This window comes from Stenotrophomonas sp. TEPEL (assembly GCF_004348785.1).
GTDB lineage: Bacteria > Pseudomonadota > Gammaproteobacteria > Xanthomonadales > Xanthomonadaceae > Stenotrophomonas > Stenotrophomonas indicatrix.
Genome location: NZ_QQXJ01000001.1, coordinates 1,770,000 through 1,788,500, shown reverse-complemented (window position 1 = coordinate 1,788,500; position 18,501 = coordinate 1,770,000). Strand labels below are relative to the sequence as shown.

Genomic DNA, 18,501 nt, shown 5'->3' with positions numbered 1-18,501 from the left:
GCATGGGTACCGGCCTGCTGCTGGGTGTGCTGAGCATCGTGTCGGTGCTGCTGGCGCTGGCGGTGTGGCTGTGGGGGACGGCCAGCAGCCGCGAACAGCGCCAGGCCTCGCTGCAGCATGCCGAGCAGCAGCTGGCGCGCGGCACCGGCGCTGCCGCCGCGCCGGCCGATGGAGCACGGCAGGCGCCGCTGCCTGCGCCGGGTCGCCGCGCCGTGCCCTGGAACGGGCTGCTGCAGCGTGCCGGCCTGGCACCGGGCTGGAAGCTGCCGCTGCTGATGCTGCTGCCGGGCATCGCCCTGTCCGCGTTCGCGGTGTTGCGCCTGGGCACCTTCTGGATGTTCCCGCTGACCCTGCTGCTGTACCTGCTGGGCTGCTGGCTGTGGCTGATGCGCCGCACCGGCAAGCTGCAGGCGCAGCTGCTGCACCAGCTGCCGGACTTCCTCGACAACCTGGTGCGCCTTACCGCGCTCGGCAACAGCCTGCAGGCCGCCTTCCAGGTCGCGTCGATGCAGACCAACGCGCCGCTGCGCGGCCTGCTCGACACCACGGTGCGCTATGCACGTGGCGGCATGGACCTCGACCGTGCGCTCAACCTGGCCGCGCAGCCCTACCGCATGGACGTGCTGAAGGTGCTGGCGGTGGTGATGGGCGTGAGCGTGCGCATCGGTGGCCGTGCCGACCAGATCCTGCAGCGCATGGGCGACTTCATGCGTGACCTGGAACAGGCGCAGCAGGAACTGGCCGCAACCACTTCTGAAACCCGCATGTCGGCATGGGTACTGGGCCTTCTGCCACCGGCCAGCGCGGTGCTGATGGCGATCTCCAGCCCCGAATTCTTCCAGCCGGTGCTGCACGACCCACTGGGCCACAAGATCCTGCTGATCGCGCTGGCGCTGGAGTTGACCGGCGCCTTCCTGCTGTACCGCTTGGCCAAATCACTATGAACATCCCCGTCCACGCAGGAGGCATCCAATGAGCGCCAGCATCGGGTTCGTGGCTGCCCTGCTGGTGTTGGCCGCCGGCGTGGCCCTGCTGGGGCTTGGCAGCTGGGTGCGCAGCCATCGCGAGGACCGCAGCGAGGCCACGTTGAAAACAGCGCTGCGTCCGCGCGAAAGCGACGACACAGCGGCCGACGCACGCAAGGACTCACTCGGCTGGCTGGAGCAGTTCGGCCGCGGACTGAGCGGCGGACGCCTGGAAGCGGCGCTGCTGGCCGGTGAGGATCGCCTGCTGCTGGACCTGGCCGGCTGGAACACCCGCCGCGGCACCGCCATCTACCTCGGCCTGCGGTTGCTGCTGGCGGTGCTGGTACTGGGTATTGCGCTGACGCTGAGTGACGCCACGGGGTTGTCGAGGATCATGGTGGTGATCGGCGCGCTGGCTGCTGGCCTGCTGCTGCCGAAGTTCGCGCTCAGTGCGTGGGTCAAGCGGCGGCGACGCGCGGTGAACACTGAACTGCCGCTGCTGATCGACCTGCTGCGCCTGCTGCAGGGCGTGGGCTACAGCATGGATCAGAGCCTGCAGACACTGGGCGACAAGCTGCGCGACGCACTGCCGGTGCTGGGCGGAGAAATCCAGGAAGCGAATGTGTCCTACACCCATGGGCGCACGCGCGCGCAGTCGCTGCGGCGGCTGAGCGATGTGTACGGCGATGACGATCTGTCCAGCCTTGTGCAGTTGATCCTGCAGGTGCACGCCCACGGCGGTGCGGTGCAGGAACCGCTGCGCCAGTTCAGCGTCCGCCTGCGCGAGCAGCGCCGCAACGCGCTGAAGGAAAAGGTCGGCAAGCTCTCGGTGAAGATGACCGTAGTGATGATGCTGACCCTGCTGCCGGCACTGATGCTGGTGCTGGCCGGACCGGCGCTGGTCGCGCTGGCCACTACCTTGTCGAAAATGGGATGACCTTCATGCCTGTCCTGCGCCCCGCTTGCCTGTTGCTTGCCCTGGTTGCCGCCGCTGCCGGCTGCAGCTCCACCACGCCGAAGTACCTGCGTGCGCCGAGCCTGGCCGAGCCGGCGCCGGCCCCGCAGGACAGCCGCAACGCCTATCTGGAACTGATCCAGCGGATGCAGCAGCAGGGCGCGTGGTACGCATCGCTGGCGCACGTGGATGCGTTCCGCCAGCGCTACGGCGATACCCCGGCACTGCGCTTGCTGCAGGCCGACGCACTGCGCCAGACCGGCCAGATCGATGCGGCGCTGGCGCTGTACCGCGAACTCGGCAATGGCCCGCAGGCCGCCGCCGCTGCACACGGCATGGGCTTGATCGCTGCCCTGCGCGACGACGACCAGGGCGGCGAACAGGCGCTGGCACGTGCCACCCAGCTGAGCCCGCTGAACACCGATTACCTCGGCGACCTGGGCTATGCACGGCTTCGTGCCGGCCGCTTCGAACAGGCACGCGAGCCACTGGCCAAGGCGCTGGAACTGTCGCCAGGCAATGCCAAGGCCACCGCCAATCTTGCCCTGTGGGCGCTATTGCGTGGCGACACTGCCACCGTCGAACGGCTGGCCCAGCAGGCCAGCTTCAGCGAGGAGACCCGCCGCAGCGTCGAGCAGCAGGCGCAGCAGATCCGCGCGCGGCTGCAGCAACGCCAGGCCGCTGCCACTGCTGCAGCGGCGGCAGCGATACGGCCAGTTGCTTCGGTAGCTGCCACCCCCGCCAGCGCAAGCCCACGCTTGGCCGCCGAACCGCACCGCGATGGCCGCGACGAACGCGACCCACCACGACTGCCGCCCTCGATGCTGGAACGCTTCGGCTCCACCGACCATCCGACCGGGAACACGCCATGACCTCGACGCCGCTGATCCGCTGCCTGCTGCCGGTGCTTGCCGGCTTGTCTTTCGCTGCGGTTGTGCAGGCGCAGACGCCGCAGCAACCGTTGACCGGGCAGATGCTGGGTGGTGCCGCGCCCGCGCCGGCAGCCGCTCCCCTGCACAACGAGCCGTTGGCTACCGTGGACGTATCGCCGCCACCAGCCGCAGCGCCCATCGCAGCCCCCGCAGCCCCTGAAACCAGGCCTGATTTCGGCGGCACGCAGTTACAGCCCAACACCTCGCAGATCGGTGACACCACCCGCAGCCTGTTCCGCCTGCAAGCGTCCGGCCAGGTGGCCGGTGCCCGCCTGCCGATCCTCGGCGACCAGGCCACATCCAGCTACGCGCGTTACCTGAAGAGCTTCCAGTACGACATTCCGCAATTTTTCGAAACCGACGTCGCCAAGTCCGCAGGATCTTCCCGATCCGGACGCTGAGGCCCGCCATGAACCGAGCACGCCACATCAGCTTCAGTCGCCCGCGCGGCGGTATGTCGGTCACCATGATGCTGGTGATGATCGCGCTGCTGGCCATGCTCGGCCTGATCGAGATCGGCTTCCTGTTCTGGGCCAAGCGCGATGCGCAGAAGGTGGTCGATCTGGCTGCGCTGGCAGGCGCACAACGGCTGGACCTGTGCCGGCCCGACAACGCCGACAACAGCGCGGCCCGGCAGAACGCGCTCGCACAGAACACCTTCCCTGGGCAGGTGCAGATCCAGTGCGGCAACTGGAATGCCACCCGCGCAACGGCTGACCACTTCAGCCCAAGCGTGGATGCAGGCAATCCACGCAACGCGGTGCGGGTCATTGCCGAACGCGGCGTGCTGCCGTTCTTCGGCCAGAACAGCACGCTGCCCACGTTGCGCGTGCAGGCGGTGGCCAAGCGTTCGGAACCCACCGCCGTGTTTGCAGTGGGTTCGCAGCTGCTGCGCACCAATGGCAACTCCCCCTTGATGGCGACCCTTCGGCTGGTCGGCCTGGACGTCACCAACGCAACAATTCTGTCCTACGACGGCCTTGCACAGGCCACCGTCACCCCGTCGGGGCTGCTGGCGGCACTGGGCATCCCGGTCACCGCCGACCTCAGCGTGGCCGACTTCAACCGGCTGCTGTCGGTCAACCGCATATCACTGGCACAGCTGGTCAATGCCACTGCCACGGTGGTGGGCCGCGAGACTGCCGTCGGCGTACAGCTGCAGGCGCTGTCCAACCTGGTCGGCACGCGGCTGGACATCAACCAGCTGAACATTCTGCTGGGCAGCCAGAACGGCGGCGGCGGCCTGTTCGCGCAGGTGATCTCACCGGACGGCACCATCGGCAGCGCACTGGAATCGAAGGTCAACGTGCTGGATCTTGTCACCGCCGCGATCTCCATCGCCAACGATGGCAATGGTGTGCAGGTGCAGGGCTTGAACCTGCTGGGCATCGACGTCAAGGCCGGCGTGGTGGAGCCGCCGTCGATCGCCATCGGTGGCGTCGGCGCACGCGCCTACAACGCGCAGGTGCGGCTGATGGTGGACGTCGACAGCGACCGCCTGTTCGCGATTGGTCCGCTGCTGACCCTGCTCGGCACCCGCCTGCATCTGCCACTGCACGTGGATGTGGCCAATGCGATGGGGACACTGACCAGCATCCAGTGCGGTGCGGCGCCGCCGACGGCCACCGTCCAGGTCGATTCCTCGGTACTGCGCGCCTGCGTCGGCAAGGTCAACGCGGCCGATCGCTTCTCCAAGAGCAACGTCTGTGACGCGACCCTGCAGAATGAGCAGCTGTTGAAGTTTCTGGGGCAGCCCCTGATCAACGACAAGGTCACCCTGCCGGCGCTGACCAGCACGCAGAGCCTGACCCTGGCCGCAGGACAGACCGGTTCGACCCGGATCAACCCGTTGGCCGTCGGCACCGCCGTGTCAGACCTGGTCAACGAACTGCTGCGCGTGCTGTCGGGCATGCTCAGTTCACCCAAGCAGGGCATGAGCGCCAATGACACCGCCAAGGCATTGGCCGACCGTTACCTGCAGGCGGCCTTCCCCAGCGGCGGGCGCTACAACGTGGACCAGGTGATTCCATTGCTGCGCGATGGCGACCCATCACGCAATCTCGCACCGCTGGGCAACTGGACGGTCACCAAAGGCGTGCCCAAGCCCTGCCTGCTTGGCCTGGGCACCTGCTGGGAAGATGGCTCGGTGTGGACAGGCTATCGCACCACCGTGACCGGCCAGGGCCTCGGGTTGCTCGACGGCCTGCTGGGCTCGCTGGTCGGCGGGCTGCTGATCAACCGCTGCGACAGCCTGCTGGGCAACCTGATCGACTACAACGGCTGCGTGCGCACCAACCTGGCGTCCTACATCCAGACCGCCCCGGCCGGATTCCTGGATGGGCAGAACGGCGGCGGCGTGACCACCCCCGGCAACAACGTCACCTGCAGCGGCCTGCTGTGTGCGCTGCTGAACCCGGTGCTGGCCGCACTCAAGCCCGTACTCAACAGCGTCGGCACCCTGCTGACCAACACCCTGGCCAGCCTGCTCGGGCTGGAACTGGGCCGCACCGATGTCAGCATGCAGTCGATCCAGTGCAGCTCGGCGCAGCTGGTCTTCTGACCCGCGCGGGCACCGGTTGGCGGCGTCCGCGCCCATGCTAGACTCGCGGCGGGGAACCACATTCAACTCAACCCACACTACATCCGTGGATGGTCTAGACATGCGAGAAACTTCAGGGGGCACCGTCTTCGCCCGGTATCGGCGCGGCGCAGCACTGCTGGCCGTGGCCATGATGGTGGTGGCGCCGTCGGCGCTGGCCGCACGTGGCGATCGCACTGCCACGGTGGAGCCGGCCAAGGCCGCACCGGTGGTACGCAACACCGTCGACGAACTCAAGCAGTTGATGGATGCGCAGCAGCTCACCGAGCTGCGTACTACCTACAACGGCAACTACGGCGCCAGCCTGCTGTTCAACGCCAATACCCTGACCTACTACGTGGCCCTGTTCCAGGAGAAGAACTTCTGGCGGGTGATCAAGACCGATGCCGTCGACAACGCCGAGCGTGTCTACCGCACCTTCGCCCAGCAGTCCGAACAGCTGGCGCAGGTCTACATCGACACCACCCGGCTGGAAGCCGGCAAGCGCTACACCGAGCGCCTGGTGGCCTACAACGAAGAACGCCTGCGCACCCTGCAGCAGGAAATGGAACAGCAGCAGGCGCAGTCGGCGCAGGTCAGCGCAGCGCTGCAGCAGGCCCAGCAGCAGGCGGTCAGCCTGAGCACCGACGTGCAGAGCACCAACAGCCAGCTCGATGCGCTGCAGCGACGGATCCAGATCCTGCAGGCCGAACAGGGCAACCCGGAGCTGAGCCTGCCCAAGCCGGATGCGGCGACGGCACCGGCCGCCGCCAGCGACGGCCGCTGAGGTCTTCCGGGCCTGTAGACCAGAACGGCACCTTCGGGTGCCGTTTTCCGTTGTGCTCAACGACAGGCCTCGCGTACCGCGTCATCCAGCTGCCTGCGCTGCAGGTAGTCGAGCCTGCGCGGCTTGGCCAGCGCCTTCACCTGCTGCTGGCGCGCCCGCTCGCACGCTTGCGGGGCGACCGTTATCGATATCAGCGCGCCCTGCGCGCGGCCGCGCCGTGGCGTCCGCGTGGTTGCGCTGCGGGCAGGCGGCACGGCCGAAGGTAGCGGCCCACGCGCCTTCGACTCGGAGCCGGGCACTTCCCAGCGCCACTCCGCACGCCCCTGGCAAGGCGTCTGCTGGTAGACCGGATGCTCACCTCCGGTGCACTTGTAGACGTTGGTCTGCGCCGTCGCGACAGCCGCCCACAGCAGTGCAGGCATCACTCCCCATCCCGGCATCTTCATGACTGGCCCTCGCGCGTCCGATGGCCATGGTTGCCATCAGCACCGGCCTGCCGCCAGAGCGAGTCGCGTCAGCGTGACTTCCACGCCAATCCGGCACAGCCGTGCAATGCACATCGCCCATCTTGCGCTGTACTGCCGCAGGCGCCGGCCAACCCGCAGGCGTCTTCCCTCCCATTCGCCAAGGAACCTGCAATGAGCAATTTCGTGACCGTCAATGACGGCGCCCGCATCTTCTACAAGGACTGGGGCACCGGCCAGCCTGTCGTATTCGCCCATGGCTGGCCGCTGTCGTCCGATGCCTGGGACCCGCAGATGCTGTTCATGGGCCAGAACGGCTACCGCGTGATCGCCCATGATCGGCGCAGCCATGGCCGCTCCAGCCAGACTTGGGACGGCAACAACATGGACACCTACGCCGATGACCTGGCTGCCGTTCTGGATGCGCTGGACGTGAAGGACGCGATCCTGGTCGGCCATTCCACCGGCGGTGGCGAAGTGGCGCACTACATCGGCCGCCACGGCAGCAAGCGCGTGGCCAAGGTGGTGCTGGTCGGCGCGGTGCCGCCGCTGATGCTGAAGACCGAAGGCAATCCGGCCGGTACCCCGCTGGAAGTGTTCGACGGCATCCGCAAGGGCACCGGCGGCGATCGTTCGCAGTTCTTCAAGGATCTGGCCACGCCGTTCTTCGGCGCCAATCGTGATGGCAACAGCGTCACCGAAGGCATGCGTGATTCGTTCTGGCTGCAGGGCATGCTGGGCGGTGTGAAAGGCCAGTACGACTGCATCCACGAATTCTCGGAGGTGGACTACACCGACGACCTGAAGAAGATCGACGTACCGGCTCTGGTGGTGCATGGCGATGACGACCAGATCGTGCCCTTCGATGCTTCGGCCAAGCTGTCCTCGCAGATCATCCGCAACGCAGAACTGAAGGTGTACGCCGGTGCACCGCACGGCCTCACCTTGACCCATGCCGATCAGTTCAACGCCGACCTGCTGGCATTCGCACGCAGATGACGTATTGCGGCGGCGCCCGTGCGCCGCCGCTCCTGTGGTAGTGCCGGCCGCTGGCCGGCAACCGCATCGACCGCGCTCGAAACCGCGTTCAGCCGGCCAACGGCCGGCTCCATCACCGGACCCTCAGATGTCGCTGTGGTGATGCGGCGCCGCTGCCGGCAATGGATCATGGCCGCCAACGAAATGACGCACCACCGGCGCGCGCTCGCCGCGATGCAGCGCGCGCAGCGCCTCCTGGATTGCCTTGTCGTCAGCGGTGATGCGCTCATGCTGGCGCAGGTGCTCCAACCACGACGCTGCGACGAAATACTCCAGATGGATGCCCGGGGTCGCCACATCCTCGACCACGCCCCAGACCACGGCGCCATCGCGTCGACGGATCGTCCCCAGCGTGCGCATCTGCGCCTGGAACGCGGCGCGGTCGGCGGCATCGACGCGATATTCGATGGTCACCAGCACCGGCCCCCGATCATTGGACACCGGCACCGACAGCTCCGGAGCTGGCCAGTGCCCGGCCGGGCTCAGGTTCAGATCTTCGGCGCCTGCAATGCGTACACGCCACACCAGCAGGCCGCCGATGACCGCACCTGCAGCAGCCACCAGCAGTGCCAGCTCGGGCGATGTGCGCTGCGCCAGTGCGCCCCAGCTCAGGCCACCGGCCGCCATGCCGGCCGAGAACACCATGATGTACAGGGCAAGCGCACGCGCTCTAACCCAGGCCGGCACCGCCGTCTGCGCTGCGATCTGCAATGAAGACAGTACGGTGATCCAGGCAAAGCCATTGACCAGCATCACCAGCGGCAACACGTACCAGCTGCGGGTCAGCGCCAGGCCGGCCAGGCTTGCTGCCAGCGACAAGGTGGCCAGCAGCACCAGCAGGTCGCGGTCAAGCCTGGCCCGCAGCTTCGGCAGCAGCAGCGCACCGCCCACCGCCCCGATGCCGATGCAACCCAGCAGCACGCCGTACTGCCCCGCTCCGCCCTGCATCTGCCCGCGCACCACCACCGGCAGCATCGCGTTCATCGCCGCGGCAAAGAAGAAGAAACCGGCCGATTTGATCAGTACCGCCTGCAGGCGACCGGCACGGCTGGCATAGCGCAGGCCCGCCTTCAGGCCAGCGCCGAACCCTTCGGGCGGCAGGCTGGACGCCTTCGGATCACGCTTCCAGCCCCACACCACGAACAGCATGGCGGCAAAGGTGATGGCGTTGAACCCGAAGGCCCACACCGCACCCAGCTGGGCCACGATCACCCCGCCGATGGCCGGCCCGATGGAGCGGGCAATGTTGATGCCGATGGAGTTGAGTGCCACGGCCGAGGCCAGCATCGGCTGCGGAACCAGCTCGGAGACGATCGCGGCCTGTGCCGGCATCGCCATTGCCGCACCGCAGCCCATGCAGAAGGTCAGCAGCACCAGCAGCTGCGGGGTCAGCAGGTCCAATGCCGTGAGCACGGCGGTCGCTGCCGCCACCAGCAGCATCCAGCCCTGGGTGAACAGCAGGTATTTACGGCGGTCGACGATGTCGGCCAGGGTCCCGGCCGCCAGCGCCAACAGCACGATCGGCACGGTGGTGGCCGACTGCACCAGCGCGACCATCAGCGCCGAACCGGTGCGCTCGGCCATCACCCAGGCCGCAGCCACGTCGTTGACCCAGGTACCGATATTGCTGGCCAGGATCGCCAGCCAGATCGAGCGGAACATGCGGATCTTCAGCGGCGACCATGCGCCATCGACCTGCGGGGAGTGTTGTGACGCCGATGCGTTCACCATTGCCATGCTCCAACGATTGAGGCGAACAACGTGTCCTGGCCGCCAGCCTGCTTCAGCGCAGGACCGGCATCGACCCAGGCCAGCTGCAGCTGCCATTGCCAGTGGTCATTGACCTGCCAGCGGGTTTCGGATTTGTACTGGGTACCGATGCGGCGTGCGCCTCCGGCACTGCCGGGCAACGCTGCCAACGGTGCCGGCGTGGTGTAGACCGCATCGGCGCGCCGATGCTTCCAGGCCAGCTGCATACCCAGCTCGGTGGTCACCGCCCGATGCAGGCGCAGTGCCAGTGTCGGTTGCAGATCCATCAGGTTGGCCGGTGCCAACAGGCTGGCTTCGCTGAAATAGGCGGACTTGGGAAACAACGCATTGAACGTACCCAGCCGACCATCACCCGGGTCTGCGTCGCCACTGGCAATGTCGGCCTTCAGGCCAAGGCGCGGTTGCAGCGGCAGCGCGCTCCAGCGCCAACCGGTATCGGTGGCGAGGGTCCACGCGCGGATGTCCAGATCGCCGGTCACCGCCCGCAGTTCACCGCCCTGCGCCACCAGTTCGGTATTCCAGTCCAGCGCACCCGACTGTCCGAACCAGCGCGCGCCCAGGGTCTGCCGCCGCTCGGTGCCGCTGCCTGCGACGAAGCGCGCGCCCTGGCGACGATAGTCGAGCAGGTAAAGGTCCCACTGGCCGATGCCAGCGCCCTTGGCCGTGGTCGCATACGCGCCGAGCAGGTGTGCACCGCGCTCACCGCGGTCATCGAAAGCACCCGGGCGGTTCTCGACCGGGCGCAGCGCCATCAGGTCCAGTGCGCCCAGCCTGCCCTGCCACCCCACCCGCGCACCATCGAAGGCCAGGCGGATGTTCGGCCCGTCGCGCACCGACAACAGGCGCGAGCTGCCATAGCCCGCTTCCTGCCGGCCCAGCTGCACGTGCATGCCAGCGCCGGACCAGCGCCAGTACGCCTGCTGCACGTCCAGCGCGCCGCGATCGGTACGACCTGGGCCACCGGCCTTGCCGCGCTCGGCATGCGTACCCAGCTGCAGCTTCGCCTGCCAGTCACCCTGCGCGAAGGAGGCAGAAGCCAGCGCACGTAGAAGCCCGTAGCCATCGTCGCCACCACCGACGCCAAACCGGGTCGGGGCGTAGTACATGCCACGCAGGCGCAGCGATGCATCCCACTGCAACTGGCCGTCGCCCACCGTGGTACAGGCACCACCGTCGCAGGCCAGCGCCAACGACGGCAACGCCAGCGATGCCAAAGTCAGAACGCGAAGCACGAACACCCCATCGCGCCCCAGAACGCGGTCAGGTCATCGGTTGGCGCCGGGTGACGGACCGCGTGGCCATGCGCACCATGGGTGCCGCAGGCCACACCATGGTGATGACGGTGCGCCGCAGCCAACCCGGTCGCCCCGCCACCGACGTGGTAACCACCGAAGCGGTTCACCGGCGACCAGTCCGGCATCGCCGGAGGCAGCTGCGGCGCCAACCCGGCGTAGTCGCCGTCGCCATGCACGATGCGGCCACCCACCACGGTCAGCAGGCTGGTGATGTCGGCGATCTGCTGCTCATCGACGCGGAAGAAGTCGGCCGACAGCAGGATGAAGTCGGCCAGCTGGCCCACCTTCAGCGTGCCCTTCACCGCTTCGTCGCCGGAGAACCAGGCGCTGCCCTGTGTCCACAGGCGCAGGGCCTGCTCGCGCTCCAGCAGGTTCTCATCACCGTACAGGGCCAGGCCGCCGACGGTGCGTCCCGTCACCAGCCACGACAGCGCCACCCACGGGTTGTAGCTGGCCACGCGGGTGGCATCGGTGCCGGCGCCCACCGGCACGCCCTCAGCCAGCATCCGTTTCACCGGTGGCGTGTGCCGCGCCGCCTGCACGCCATAGCGCTGCACGAATGCCTCGCCCTGGTAGGCCATGCGGTGCTGCACGGCGATGCCGCCGTTGAGTGCGCGGATACGCTCGATGTTGCGCGGGGTGATGGTCTCGGCATGGTCGATGAACCAGTGCAGGCCATCGAACGGCACCTCACGGTTGACCTGCTCGTAGACGTCGAGGATGCGGCTGATGCTCTCGTCGTAGGTCGCATGGATGCGGAACGGCCAGCGCTTCTCCACCAGCAGCTTCACCACATCGTGCAGCTCCGGCTCAAGTTCCGGTGGCAGTTCCGGGCGCGGCTCGTTGAACAGTTCAAAGTCGGCTGCAGAGAACACCAGCATCTCGCCGGCACCATTGTGGCGCAGCAGGTCATCGCCCTGGCGCGGTTGCAGCATCTCGCTCCAGCCACGGAAATCACTGACCTCGCTGCCCTTGTTCTGGGTGAACAGGTTGTAGGCGATGCGCACGGTCAGCTGATCATCGCGATGCAGCTGCTCGATGACTTGGTAGTCCTCGGGGTAGTTCTGGAAACCGCCACCGGCGTCGATCACCGAGGTGATGCCCAGGCGGTTCAGCTCGCGCATGAAATGCCGGGTTGAATTGGCCTGATACTCGACCGGCAGCTTCGGCCCCTTGGCCAGGGTCGCATACAGAATCAGTGCATTCGGCTTGGCCAGCAGCAGGCCGGTCGGGTTGCCCAGCGAATCGCGCACGATCTGTCCGCCGGGCGGATCCGGCGTTTCCTTGGTATAGCCACAGGCACGCAACGCGGCGCGATTGAGCAGCGCGCGGTCGTACAGGTGCAGCAGGAACACCGGCGTATCCGGAGCGATGTCGTTCAGCTCCTGCAGGCTCGGCAGGCGCTTTTCGGTGAACTGGGTCGCGGTGAATCCACCGACCACACGCACCCACTGCGGCGCGGGCGTGCGGTCAACCTGCGCCTTCAGCATGGCCATCGCATCGGCCAGTGAACGCAGGCCATCCCAGCGCAGTTCCAGGTTGTAGTTCAGGCCACCGCGGATCAGGTGGGTGTGGCTGTCATTGAGGCCGGGCACGATTCGCCGCCCCTGCGCATCGACGATCGTGGCTTCGCCGCCCCAACCGCGCATGACGTCCTCGTCGCTTCCCACGGCAACGATACGGCCGTTCTGCACGGCCAGTGCCTGCGCATGCGGCTGTTGCGGATCAAGCGTGGTGATGCGTGCGTTGCGGATGACCAGCGTGCTCATGCGACGCTCCTTGGAAGGGGATTGGATGGCCGCGGCGGTACCGCCAGCCAGGCCCAGCGCCAACGCGGCACTGGTGGCCAGCACCACAGTGCGGCGGCCAGGATCGAGAGGTTCGTTGTTCACGCGATGTCTCCAGAAAGAAGCAGACCATCCACTGCCCATGCACCCGGCCCGGCCAGGGCGATGGCCAGCAGTGCCAGCGTCCACAACAACGGATATTCGGCACCACCGCGCATCCAGAACCACCCGTTGCGCAGCGCCAGTAGAGCGGTGAAGGCGATGAAGGCGGCAGCGACAAGCGCGGCGATCCGGGCCTGCCAGCCCAGCATCACAGCGCTACCGGCCACCACCTGCACCAGCGCCAGCAGCAGTGGCAGCGGCGCCGCCGACGGCAGACCGAAGCCACGCAGTTCGCCGGCAAAACCTGCCAGGCCAGGCCCGTTGAACCAGCCGAACAACTTGCCCAGCGCATGCGGCAGCAGGAATCCTCCCGCCGCCACCCGCAGGATCAGCAGAGCCAGGTCGAGGCCATGGCCATCGCGCACGCTCAGTGCCCGCCTTCCTGCGCGCCGAACATGGTCTTCGCATACTGGATGCCGACGCCATAGCCACCTGCATGGTCACGGGCGATGCCGGTAGTCAGGTCGTAGGTTTCAGCGCGCGCCCAATCGCGCTGCAGTTCCAGCAGGTACTGCACGCTGGTGATCGGCACGGCACCGGCCTGCACCATGCGGGCGATCGCGCGTTCGTGCGCCTCTTCGCTCACATCGCCGCAGGCATCGGTGATCACGTAGACCTCAAACCCCTGTTCCAGCGCCGACAGCGCCGGGCCGACGATGCACACACTGGTCCACAGGCCAGCGAGCACCAGCCGGCGCTTGCCGATGCGGTTCACCTCATCGATCACCGGCTGGTCTTCCCAGGTGTTCATCGAGGTGCGATCGAACACCGCCTGGCCGGGGAAGATCGCCGGCAGCTCCGGGAACATCGGGCCGGAGAACGACTTCTCGGCCACCGTGGTCAGCAGCACCGGCACGTTGAAGCCCTTGGCACCCTTGCTGATCAACGACACGTTGTTGCGCAGCGCGGAGATGTCGATGGTGTGGGTGGCAAATGCCATCTGCGACTGGTAGTCGATCAGTATCAGGGCGTGGTTGGTCGCTGCGAGCAGTGCTTTGGCGGGGGTGGCGGTGGCGAGGCTCATGGGTGGACTCCGGTGGAAGAAACAACAGGGGGCTGGGAACGTGCCGCGCCACCGGCCAGGTACTGGCCGGGACTGCAGCCGGTCTCGGCGCGGAAGCTGCGGACAAAGTGGCTCTGGTCGAAGAAGCCAAGGTGCAGGGCCAGGCAGGTCATCGACTGCGCGGCCGTCGGCAGCAGCTGCGTGGCGCGTTCGATGCGCCGACGGCGCACGTAGCGCAGCGGGCTGGCGCCGGTACCCGTGCGGAACAGCCGCACCAGATGGAACCGGCTTACGCAGGCAACGGCAGCCAGCTCGGTCACCCGCAGCGGCTGCGAAAGGTGCTCGTCGATGTAGCGCAGCGCACGCTGCAGGGCAGCGGACTGGTGCGGTGCCAACGTGGTTGCGGACAGGGCAGGAGGCTGGACGGTAGCCATGAACGAGCGCCGCGACGGGAGCACCCATGGTGTGCCGCCGGCTGCGATCGCCCTACCCCCGTCGGTCGAGGCCGGCGCTCACCCATTCGGGGGAGGCCGGCGCTGCAGCAGGCGGCGGCCGAACAACCGCGCATCCAGCGAATACGCGCCCGGCCCCAGCATGAGCAGGGCCAACGGCAGCAGCAGCCAGGGCAGCGCCGCGCCCTGCCCGTACAACCCCGGCACCGCCAGCAGCACCGCCAGCGGGGTCAGCAGCCCGGGCAGCAGCAGGCCGATCGCCGCCAGGCACATCAGTCCCGGCGCACCGCCCGCGCTTCCGCCCGCCAACAGACCCCCTGCCACGCACAGGCGCAGCCACAGCAGTCCCAGTCCGGGGCCGCGGTCAGGGAACATCACATACAAGCGCTGCATCGCCGGGCTCCGTCATCCATCACGGCGTGATAGCGGACACCGAAGCGATACGCCTACCCCGAACGGGTCACCCCGGCCTGCCCCGCACCTGCCAGAATGACCGCATGCGTGGCCGCCCCTTCCCCTTCCTGCGTCGCCTGCCGGCGCTGCTGTCGTGCCTGCTGTTGCTGACTGCCCTGCCCGTCTTCGCCGTGCAGCAACCCGCAGTGAGCGATGGCATGCCCGGCTATCAGCACACCGCCTGGCGCGTTGGCCAGGGCGCCCCGGGGGATATCTGGGATATCGTCCAGGATCGCCAGGGCATATTGTGGCTGGCGACGGGTTCGGGCCTGTACCGCTTCGACGGCCGGCGTTTCGAGCGGCAGGCCGCACCGGCAGGCACCCGTTTTCCCTCCACCAACATGGTCACCCTCGGCCTCGATGGCGGCGATGGTGGCCTGTGGATCGGCTACTTCCAGGCAGGCATCAGCCAGTTCACGCAGGAACGCCTGCGCAGCTTCGGCCGCCCGCAGGGCGTGCCGGTGGGTGTGGTCCCCCGCTTCGCGCATGACCGCAACGGCCGCCTGTGGGCTGCCGTCAATGGCGGCCTGCGCTGGTTCGATGGACGTCGCTGGCAGGAGCCGCCGGCTTCCTTCGGCCTGCCGCAGAGACGCGTACAATGGGTGCTGCAGGACCGCCACGGCACATTCTGGGTGCTGGCGGACCTGCAGATATGGCGTCGCCCTCCTGGCGCGGCCCGCTTCGAAGCCACCGGCATCGCGGTCTCGCAGATGGCCTCGCTGGTCGAGAGCCCGCGCGGCGAAATCTGGCTGGCAGACCGCGTGCGCGGCACGTCGCCGCTGGCCAACGCGCATGGCCTGTTGCCCGTCGAGGAACGTGAAGCACGGCGGCTGCCCGGACTGGTCGCCTCGCGCCTGCAGTTCACGGCCGACGGAGCTCTGTGGGCCACGCTCAGCCCGCACGGTGGCGTGGCCCGGGTCAGCTTCGACGGCCAACAGGCTGTGCGCATGGAGCGTTTCGATGCCGCGCAGGGCCTTACCGCGACGTCGGCAGTGCCGGTCCTTGCCGATCGCGAAGGCAACATCTGGGTGGGCACCAACCTCGGCCTCAACCGCTTCCGTGCGCACAGCGTGCAGACCTTGTCCGTGGGCCCTACCGATCCGTACCGGTCATTGGTACGCGCCAGTGATGGCCGGGTGTATGGCTATGGCGAAGACCTGAAGCTGTTCGACCTGCGGCGTCCGCTGCTGGGCGGCAGTGCTGCGCAGCTGCAGGCCGCGGCACGGCAGGCACCCACTCCGGTGTGGCAGTTCGACTGGATCAATCTGGCGCGTACCGTCAGCGGCCACACCACCCTCATACCGCTGCCGGCACCGTTCACCGGGCAGCCACTGCACGCCCTGCTGTTTGCCGATGAGGACCAGGCCTGGGCCTGCGCCGGCGAGCGCGCGGTGCTGCACTACACGGACAACCGCTGGCGTCGCGAAACCCGGCTTCCCGAGCAGGCCTGTTCGTCGTTGGCGCGTACCGATGACGGTGCGCTGCTCCTTGGCTACGCCGATGGCACCCTGCGCCTCCTGCACGGCGGCACGGTCAACACCTTCGGCGCCGCAGAAGGACTGTCGGTAGGCCCGGTAACCGCGTTGCTGCAGCACAAGGATCTGCTGCTGGTCGCCGGCGAGGCCGGCCTGGCCGCGCGTTTCGGCAACGGCCGCTTCCTGCCGGTGCGCACCGACATGGCCGGCGTACTGGAAGGCATCACCGGCATGGTCGCCGATGCGCACGGGCTGCTCTGGCTCAACGGCAGCCGCGGCCTGGTGCGGTTGCAGGTTGCCACCCTGCGCAGCGCGCTGCGCAACGACCAGGCGATAGCCCCCCGCCTGTTCGACGCGGTTGACGGCATGCCGGGCATCGCCCTGCAGAGCGGCCCCATCCCCACTGCGGTACTGGCTGCTGATGGCCTGCTGTGGCTTGCCACCAATCAAGGCCTGGCGTGGCTGGACACGCGGCAATCGCACATCAACACCATGGCGCCTGGCGTGCGCATCGGCGACGTGCTGTATGGCAGTACCCAGGCCCCGTTGCAGGAGGGCCTGCGCCTGCCGGCCGGCACTACGCAGCTGCAGATCGACTATGTCGCGCTGTCGCTGGCGCGGCCGGAGCGCAACCGCTACCGCTACCGACTGTCCGGCGTGGACGACGCTTGGCAGGAGGCCGGCGCGAGCACGCGCGCCTATTACACCAACCTCGCACCGGGCCATTACCGCTTCGAGGTGGAAGCAGCCAACGAAGATGGCATCTGGAGCAGCACGCCAGCCAGTCGCAGCTTCCACATCGCACCGACGTTCCTGCAGACCGCCTGGTTCAAACTGTTGTGCGTCTGCGTGGTGATGGCTGCGCTGGCGCTGGCCGTGCGGGTCCGCAGCCGGCAGCTGGCGGCATTGTTCCGCGCCCGCCTGCAGGAACGCAACGGCGAGCGCGAGCGCATTGCGCGCGATCTGCACGACACCCTGCTGCAGGGCAGCCAAGGACTCATCCTGCGCCTGCACGCCATCAGCCAGTCGGCACAGACACCAGAGCCGGTACGCACCCAGCTGGAATCGGCGATGCTGCTGGCCGAGCGCAATCTGGCCGAAGGCCGGGAACGGGTCAACGCGCTGCGCGACGCACCATTTGCCGGCCGCGATCTCGCCTCTGCGCTGGCCGACGTGCATGCCGAATATGCAGGCCAAGGCACCAATCCACTGCGTTTGACCATGGAAGGCACACCGCCGCCGCTGCAGGCCGAAGCCGCCGAGGAAGTGTTCCTGATCGGGCGCGAGGCCATCCGCAACGCGCTGCGGCATGCGCAGGCCAGTGCCATCGAAGTGGAACTGTCCTACGGCGCCCGCTGCTTCCTGCTGCATGTGCGCGACGATGGCGTCGGCATCGCCAATGACAATGCCGGCGGCGGACACTGGGGCATGCAGGGCATGCGCGAGCGCGCACAACGGCTGGGTGCGGAGCTGCAGTTGTGGACTCGCCCCGGCCTGGGTACCGAAGTCGCGCTGTCCGTGCCGGCCCGTCGCTTGTATCAGCGACATCCATCGCGCTGGCGTTGGCCCTGGAGCAGAACCTCCCATGACTGAATCCCTTCCTCCCATCGGCGTGCTGGTGGTTGATGACCATCCGCTGCTGCGCGATGGCCTGGCCGCACTGCTCGGCGCCCATGCCGACCTGCTCCTGCTCGGTGAAGCAGCCGACGGCGAGGAAGCCCTTGCCCGCTACCAGCAGCTGCGCCCGGATGTGGTGCTGATGGACCTGCAGATGCCGCGCATGGATGGCGTGGAAGCGATCGTGCGGATCCGTGCGATCGATCCCCGCGCGCGCATCATCGTGCTGACAACCTACCGCGGCGACGTGCGCGCCGTGCGCGCGCTGCAGGCCGGTGCCAGCGCCTACCTGCTGAAGGACATGCTGCGCCACGAACTGGTAGCCACCATCCGCACCGTGGCCAGTGGCCGCCGCGCACCGATACCGGCGGAAGTAGCGGCCAGCATCGCCGCGCACGTGGTGGAAGACCGGCTGTCGCCACGCGAAACCGAAGTACTGCGCCACGTGGCCGGCGGCCTGTCGAACAAGCGCATCGGCGAACGCATGCAGATTTCCGAGCAGACGGTGAAGGCACACATGAAGAGCCTGATGGAAAAACTGGGCGTTGGCGACCGGACGCACGCGGTAACCCAGGCACTGCGTCGCGGAATCATCAGCCTGGATGACACCGGTCAGGAGTGAAGGGGTTTCGGCAGGGCTGCGCCCTGCACCCGCAGAGGCCGAAGCAACTGCAACAGCCGAAGCAACAGCAACAGCAAAAGCCTGCATTCCTTGGGATGGCGGGGAGGGGACAGATGGCGGGGGACGCTGCAAGTACGTCCATGTAA

Annotated in this window: 17 protein-coding genes; 9 read left to right on the top strand and 8 right to left on the bottom strand. The window is 67.7% G+C overall.

From position 1 onward, the window contains the following. Positions 1 to 2 precede the first annotated feature (2 nt). The 6 genes from TEP_RS08050 (at position 3) to TEP_RS08025 (ending at position 6,217) form a co-directional block, all read left to right on the top strand. Positions 3 to 944 (top strand): type II secretion system F family protein, encoded by a 942-nt coding sequence (locus TEP_RS08050; protein WP_132824889.1) that lies wholly within the window; start codon positions 3 to 5, stop codon positions 942 to 944. Between the two features lie 28 nt (positions 945 to 972). Continuing rightward, positions 973 to 1,902, top strand: a complete 930-nt coding sequence (locus TEP_RS08045) for a type II secretion system F family protein (RefSeq protein WP_132824888.1) — start codon at positions 973 to 975, stop codon at positions 1,900 to 1,902. 5 nt (positions 1,903 to 1,907) lie between these two features. Then, entirely contained in the window at positions 1,908 to 2,792 is an 885-nt protein-coding gene (locus TEP_RS08040) for a tetratricopeptide repeat protein (RefSeq protein ID WP_132824887.1), read from the top strand. Further along, positions 2,789 to 3,253, top strand: coding sequence for a DUF3613 domain-containing protein (locus TEP_RS08035; RefSeq protein ID WP_132824886.1), 465 nt, complete (start codon positions 2,789 to 2,791; stop codon positions 3,251 to 3,253). Before TEP_RS08040 ends, TEP_RS08035 begins: the two co-directional genes overlap by 4 nt. 8 nt (positions 3,254 to 3,261) lie before the next feature. Next, complete coding sequence (locus tag TEP_RS08030) at positions 3,262 to 5,412, top strand: TadG family pilus assembly protein (protein WP_132824885.1); 2,151 nt, start codon at positions 3,262 to 3,264, stop codon at positions 5,410 to 5,412. A gap of 100 nt (positions 5,413 to 5,512) precedes the next feature. Continuing rightward, positions 5,513 to 6,217, top strand: coding sequence for a DUF2968 domain-containing protein (locus TEP_RS08025; protein ID WP_025878535.1), 705 nt, complete (start codon positions 5,513 to 5,515; stop codon positions 6,215 to 6,217). A 56-nt stretch (positions 6,218 to 6,273) separates the two neighbouring features. Here TEP_RS08025 and TEP_RS08020 read toward each other — a convergent pair whose 3' ends face one another. Then, entirely contained in the window at positions 6,274 to 6,657 is a 384-nt protein-coding gene (locus tag TEP_RS08020; RefSeq protein WP_132826482.1) for a hypothetical protein, read from the bottom strand. Between the two features lie 198 nt (positions 6,658 to 6,855). Here TEP_RS08020 and TEP_RS08015 point away from each other — a divergent pair, with 198 nt between their 5' ends. Continuing rightward, positions 6,856 to 7,680, top strand: a complete 825-nt coding sequence (locus tag TEP_RS08015) for an alpha/beta hydrolase (RefSeq protein ID WP_025878533.1) — start codon at positions 6,856 to 6,858, stop codon at positions 7,678 to 7,680. Between the two features lie 123 nt (positions 7,681 to 7,803). On the opposite strand, the gene TEP_RS08010 is transcribed toward TEP_RS08015, so the two are convergent. The 7 genes from TEP_RS08010 to TEP_RS07980 all read right to left on the bottom strand — a co-directional run bounded on the left by TEP_RS08010 (position 7,804) and on the right by TEP_RS07980 (position 14,581). Next, positions 7,804 to 9,450 (bottom strand): MFS transporter, encoded by a 1,647-nt coding sequence (locus TEP_RS08010; protein WP_132824884.1) that lies wholly within the window; start codon positions 9,448 to 9,450, stop codon positions 7,804 to 7,806. Beyond that, positions 9,444 to 10,727, bottom strand: coding sequence for an alginate export family protein (locus tag TEP_RS08005; protein ID WP_132824883.1), 1,284 nt, complete (start codon positions 10,725 to 10,727; stop codon positions 9,444 to 9,446). The genes TEP_RS08010 and TEP_RS08005 overlap by 7 nt, the downstream gene beginning before the upstream one ends. Beyond that, positions 10,706 to 12,553 carry an amidohydrolase gene (locus TEP_RS08000; RefSeq protein WP_206140261.1) on the bottom strand — a complete coding sequence of 616 codons (1,848 nt, stop codon included), beginning with the start codon at positions 12,551 to 12,553 and terminating at the stop codon, positions 10,706 to 10,708. The genes TEP_RS08005 and TEP_RS08000 overlap by 22 nt, the downstream gene beginning before the upstream one ends. A 119-nt stretch (positions 12,554 to 12,672) precedes the next feature. Continuing rightward, on the bottom strand, positions 12,673 to 13,098 hold the full coding sequence (locus tag TEP_RS07995) for a DoxX family membrane protein (protein ID WP_132824881.1): 426 nt from the start codon (positions 13,096 to 13,098) through the stop codon (positions 12,673 to 12,675). Between the two features lie 2 nt (positions 13,099 to 13,100). Continuing rightward, the gene (locus tag TEP_RS07990) at positions 13,101 to 13,757 is read right to left on the bottom strand and encodes a hydrolase (protein ID WP_132824880.1); all 657 of its coding nucleotides are present in this window, start codon (positions 13,755 to 13,757) and stop codon (positions 13,101 to 13,103) included. Continuing rightward, positions 13,754 to 14,170: an AraC family transcriptional regulator gene (locus TEP_RS07985; protein WP_132824879.1), complete on the bottom strand. Its 417-nt coding sequence runs from the start codon at positions 14,168 to 14,170 to the stop codon at positions 13,754 to 13,756. The genes TEP_RS07990 and TEP_RS07985 overlap by 4 nt, the downstream gene beginning before the upstream one ends. A gap of 78 nt (positions 14,171 to 14,248) precedes the next feature. Continuing rightward, positions 14,249 to 14,581, bottom strand: a complete 333-nt coding sequence (locus TEP_RS07980) for a hypothetical protein (protein WP_132824878.1) — start codon at positions 14,579 to 14,581, stop codon at positions 14,249 to 14,251. A 104-nt stretch (positions 14,582 to 14,685) separates the two neighbouring features. Between TEP_RS07980 and TEP_RS07975 the strand changes: the two genes are divergently transcribed. Both TEP_RS07975 and TEP_RS07970 read left to right on the top strand, forming a co-directional pair. After that, positions 14,686 to 17,709, top strand: coding sequence for a sensor histidine kinase (locus tag TEP_RS07975; RefSeq protein ID WP_132824877.1), 3,024 nt, complete (start codon positions 14,686 to 14,688; stop codon positions 17,707 to 17,709). Beyond that, positions 17,702 to 18,355, top strand: a complete 654-nt coding sequence (locus TEP_RS07970; RefSeq protein WP_132824876.1) for a response regulator transcription factor — start codon at positions 17,702 to 17,704, stop codon at positions 18,353 to 18,355. Before TEP_RS07975 ends, TEP_RS07970 begins: the two co-directional genes overlap by 8 nt. Positions 18,356 to 18,501: the final 146 nt, after the last annotated feature.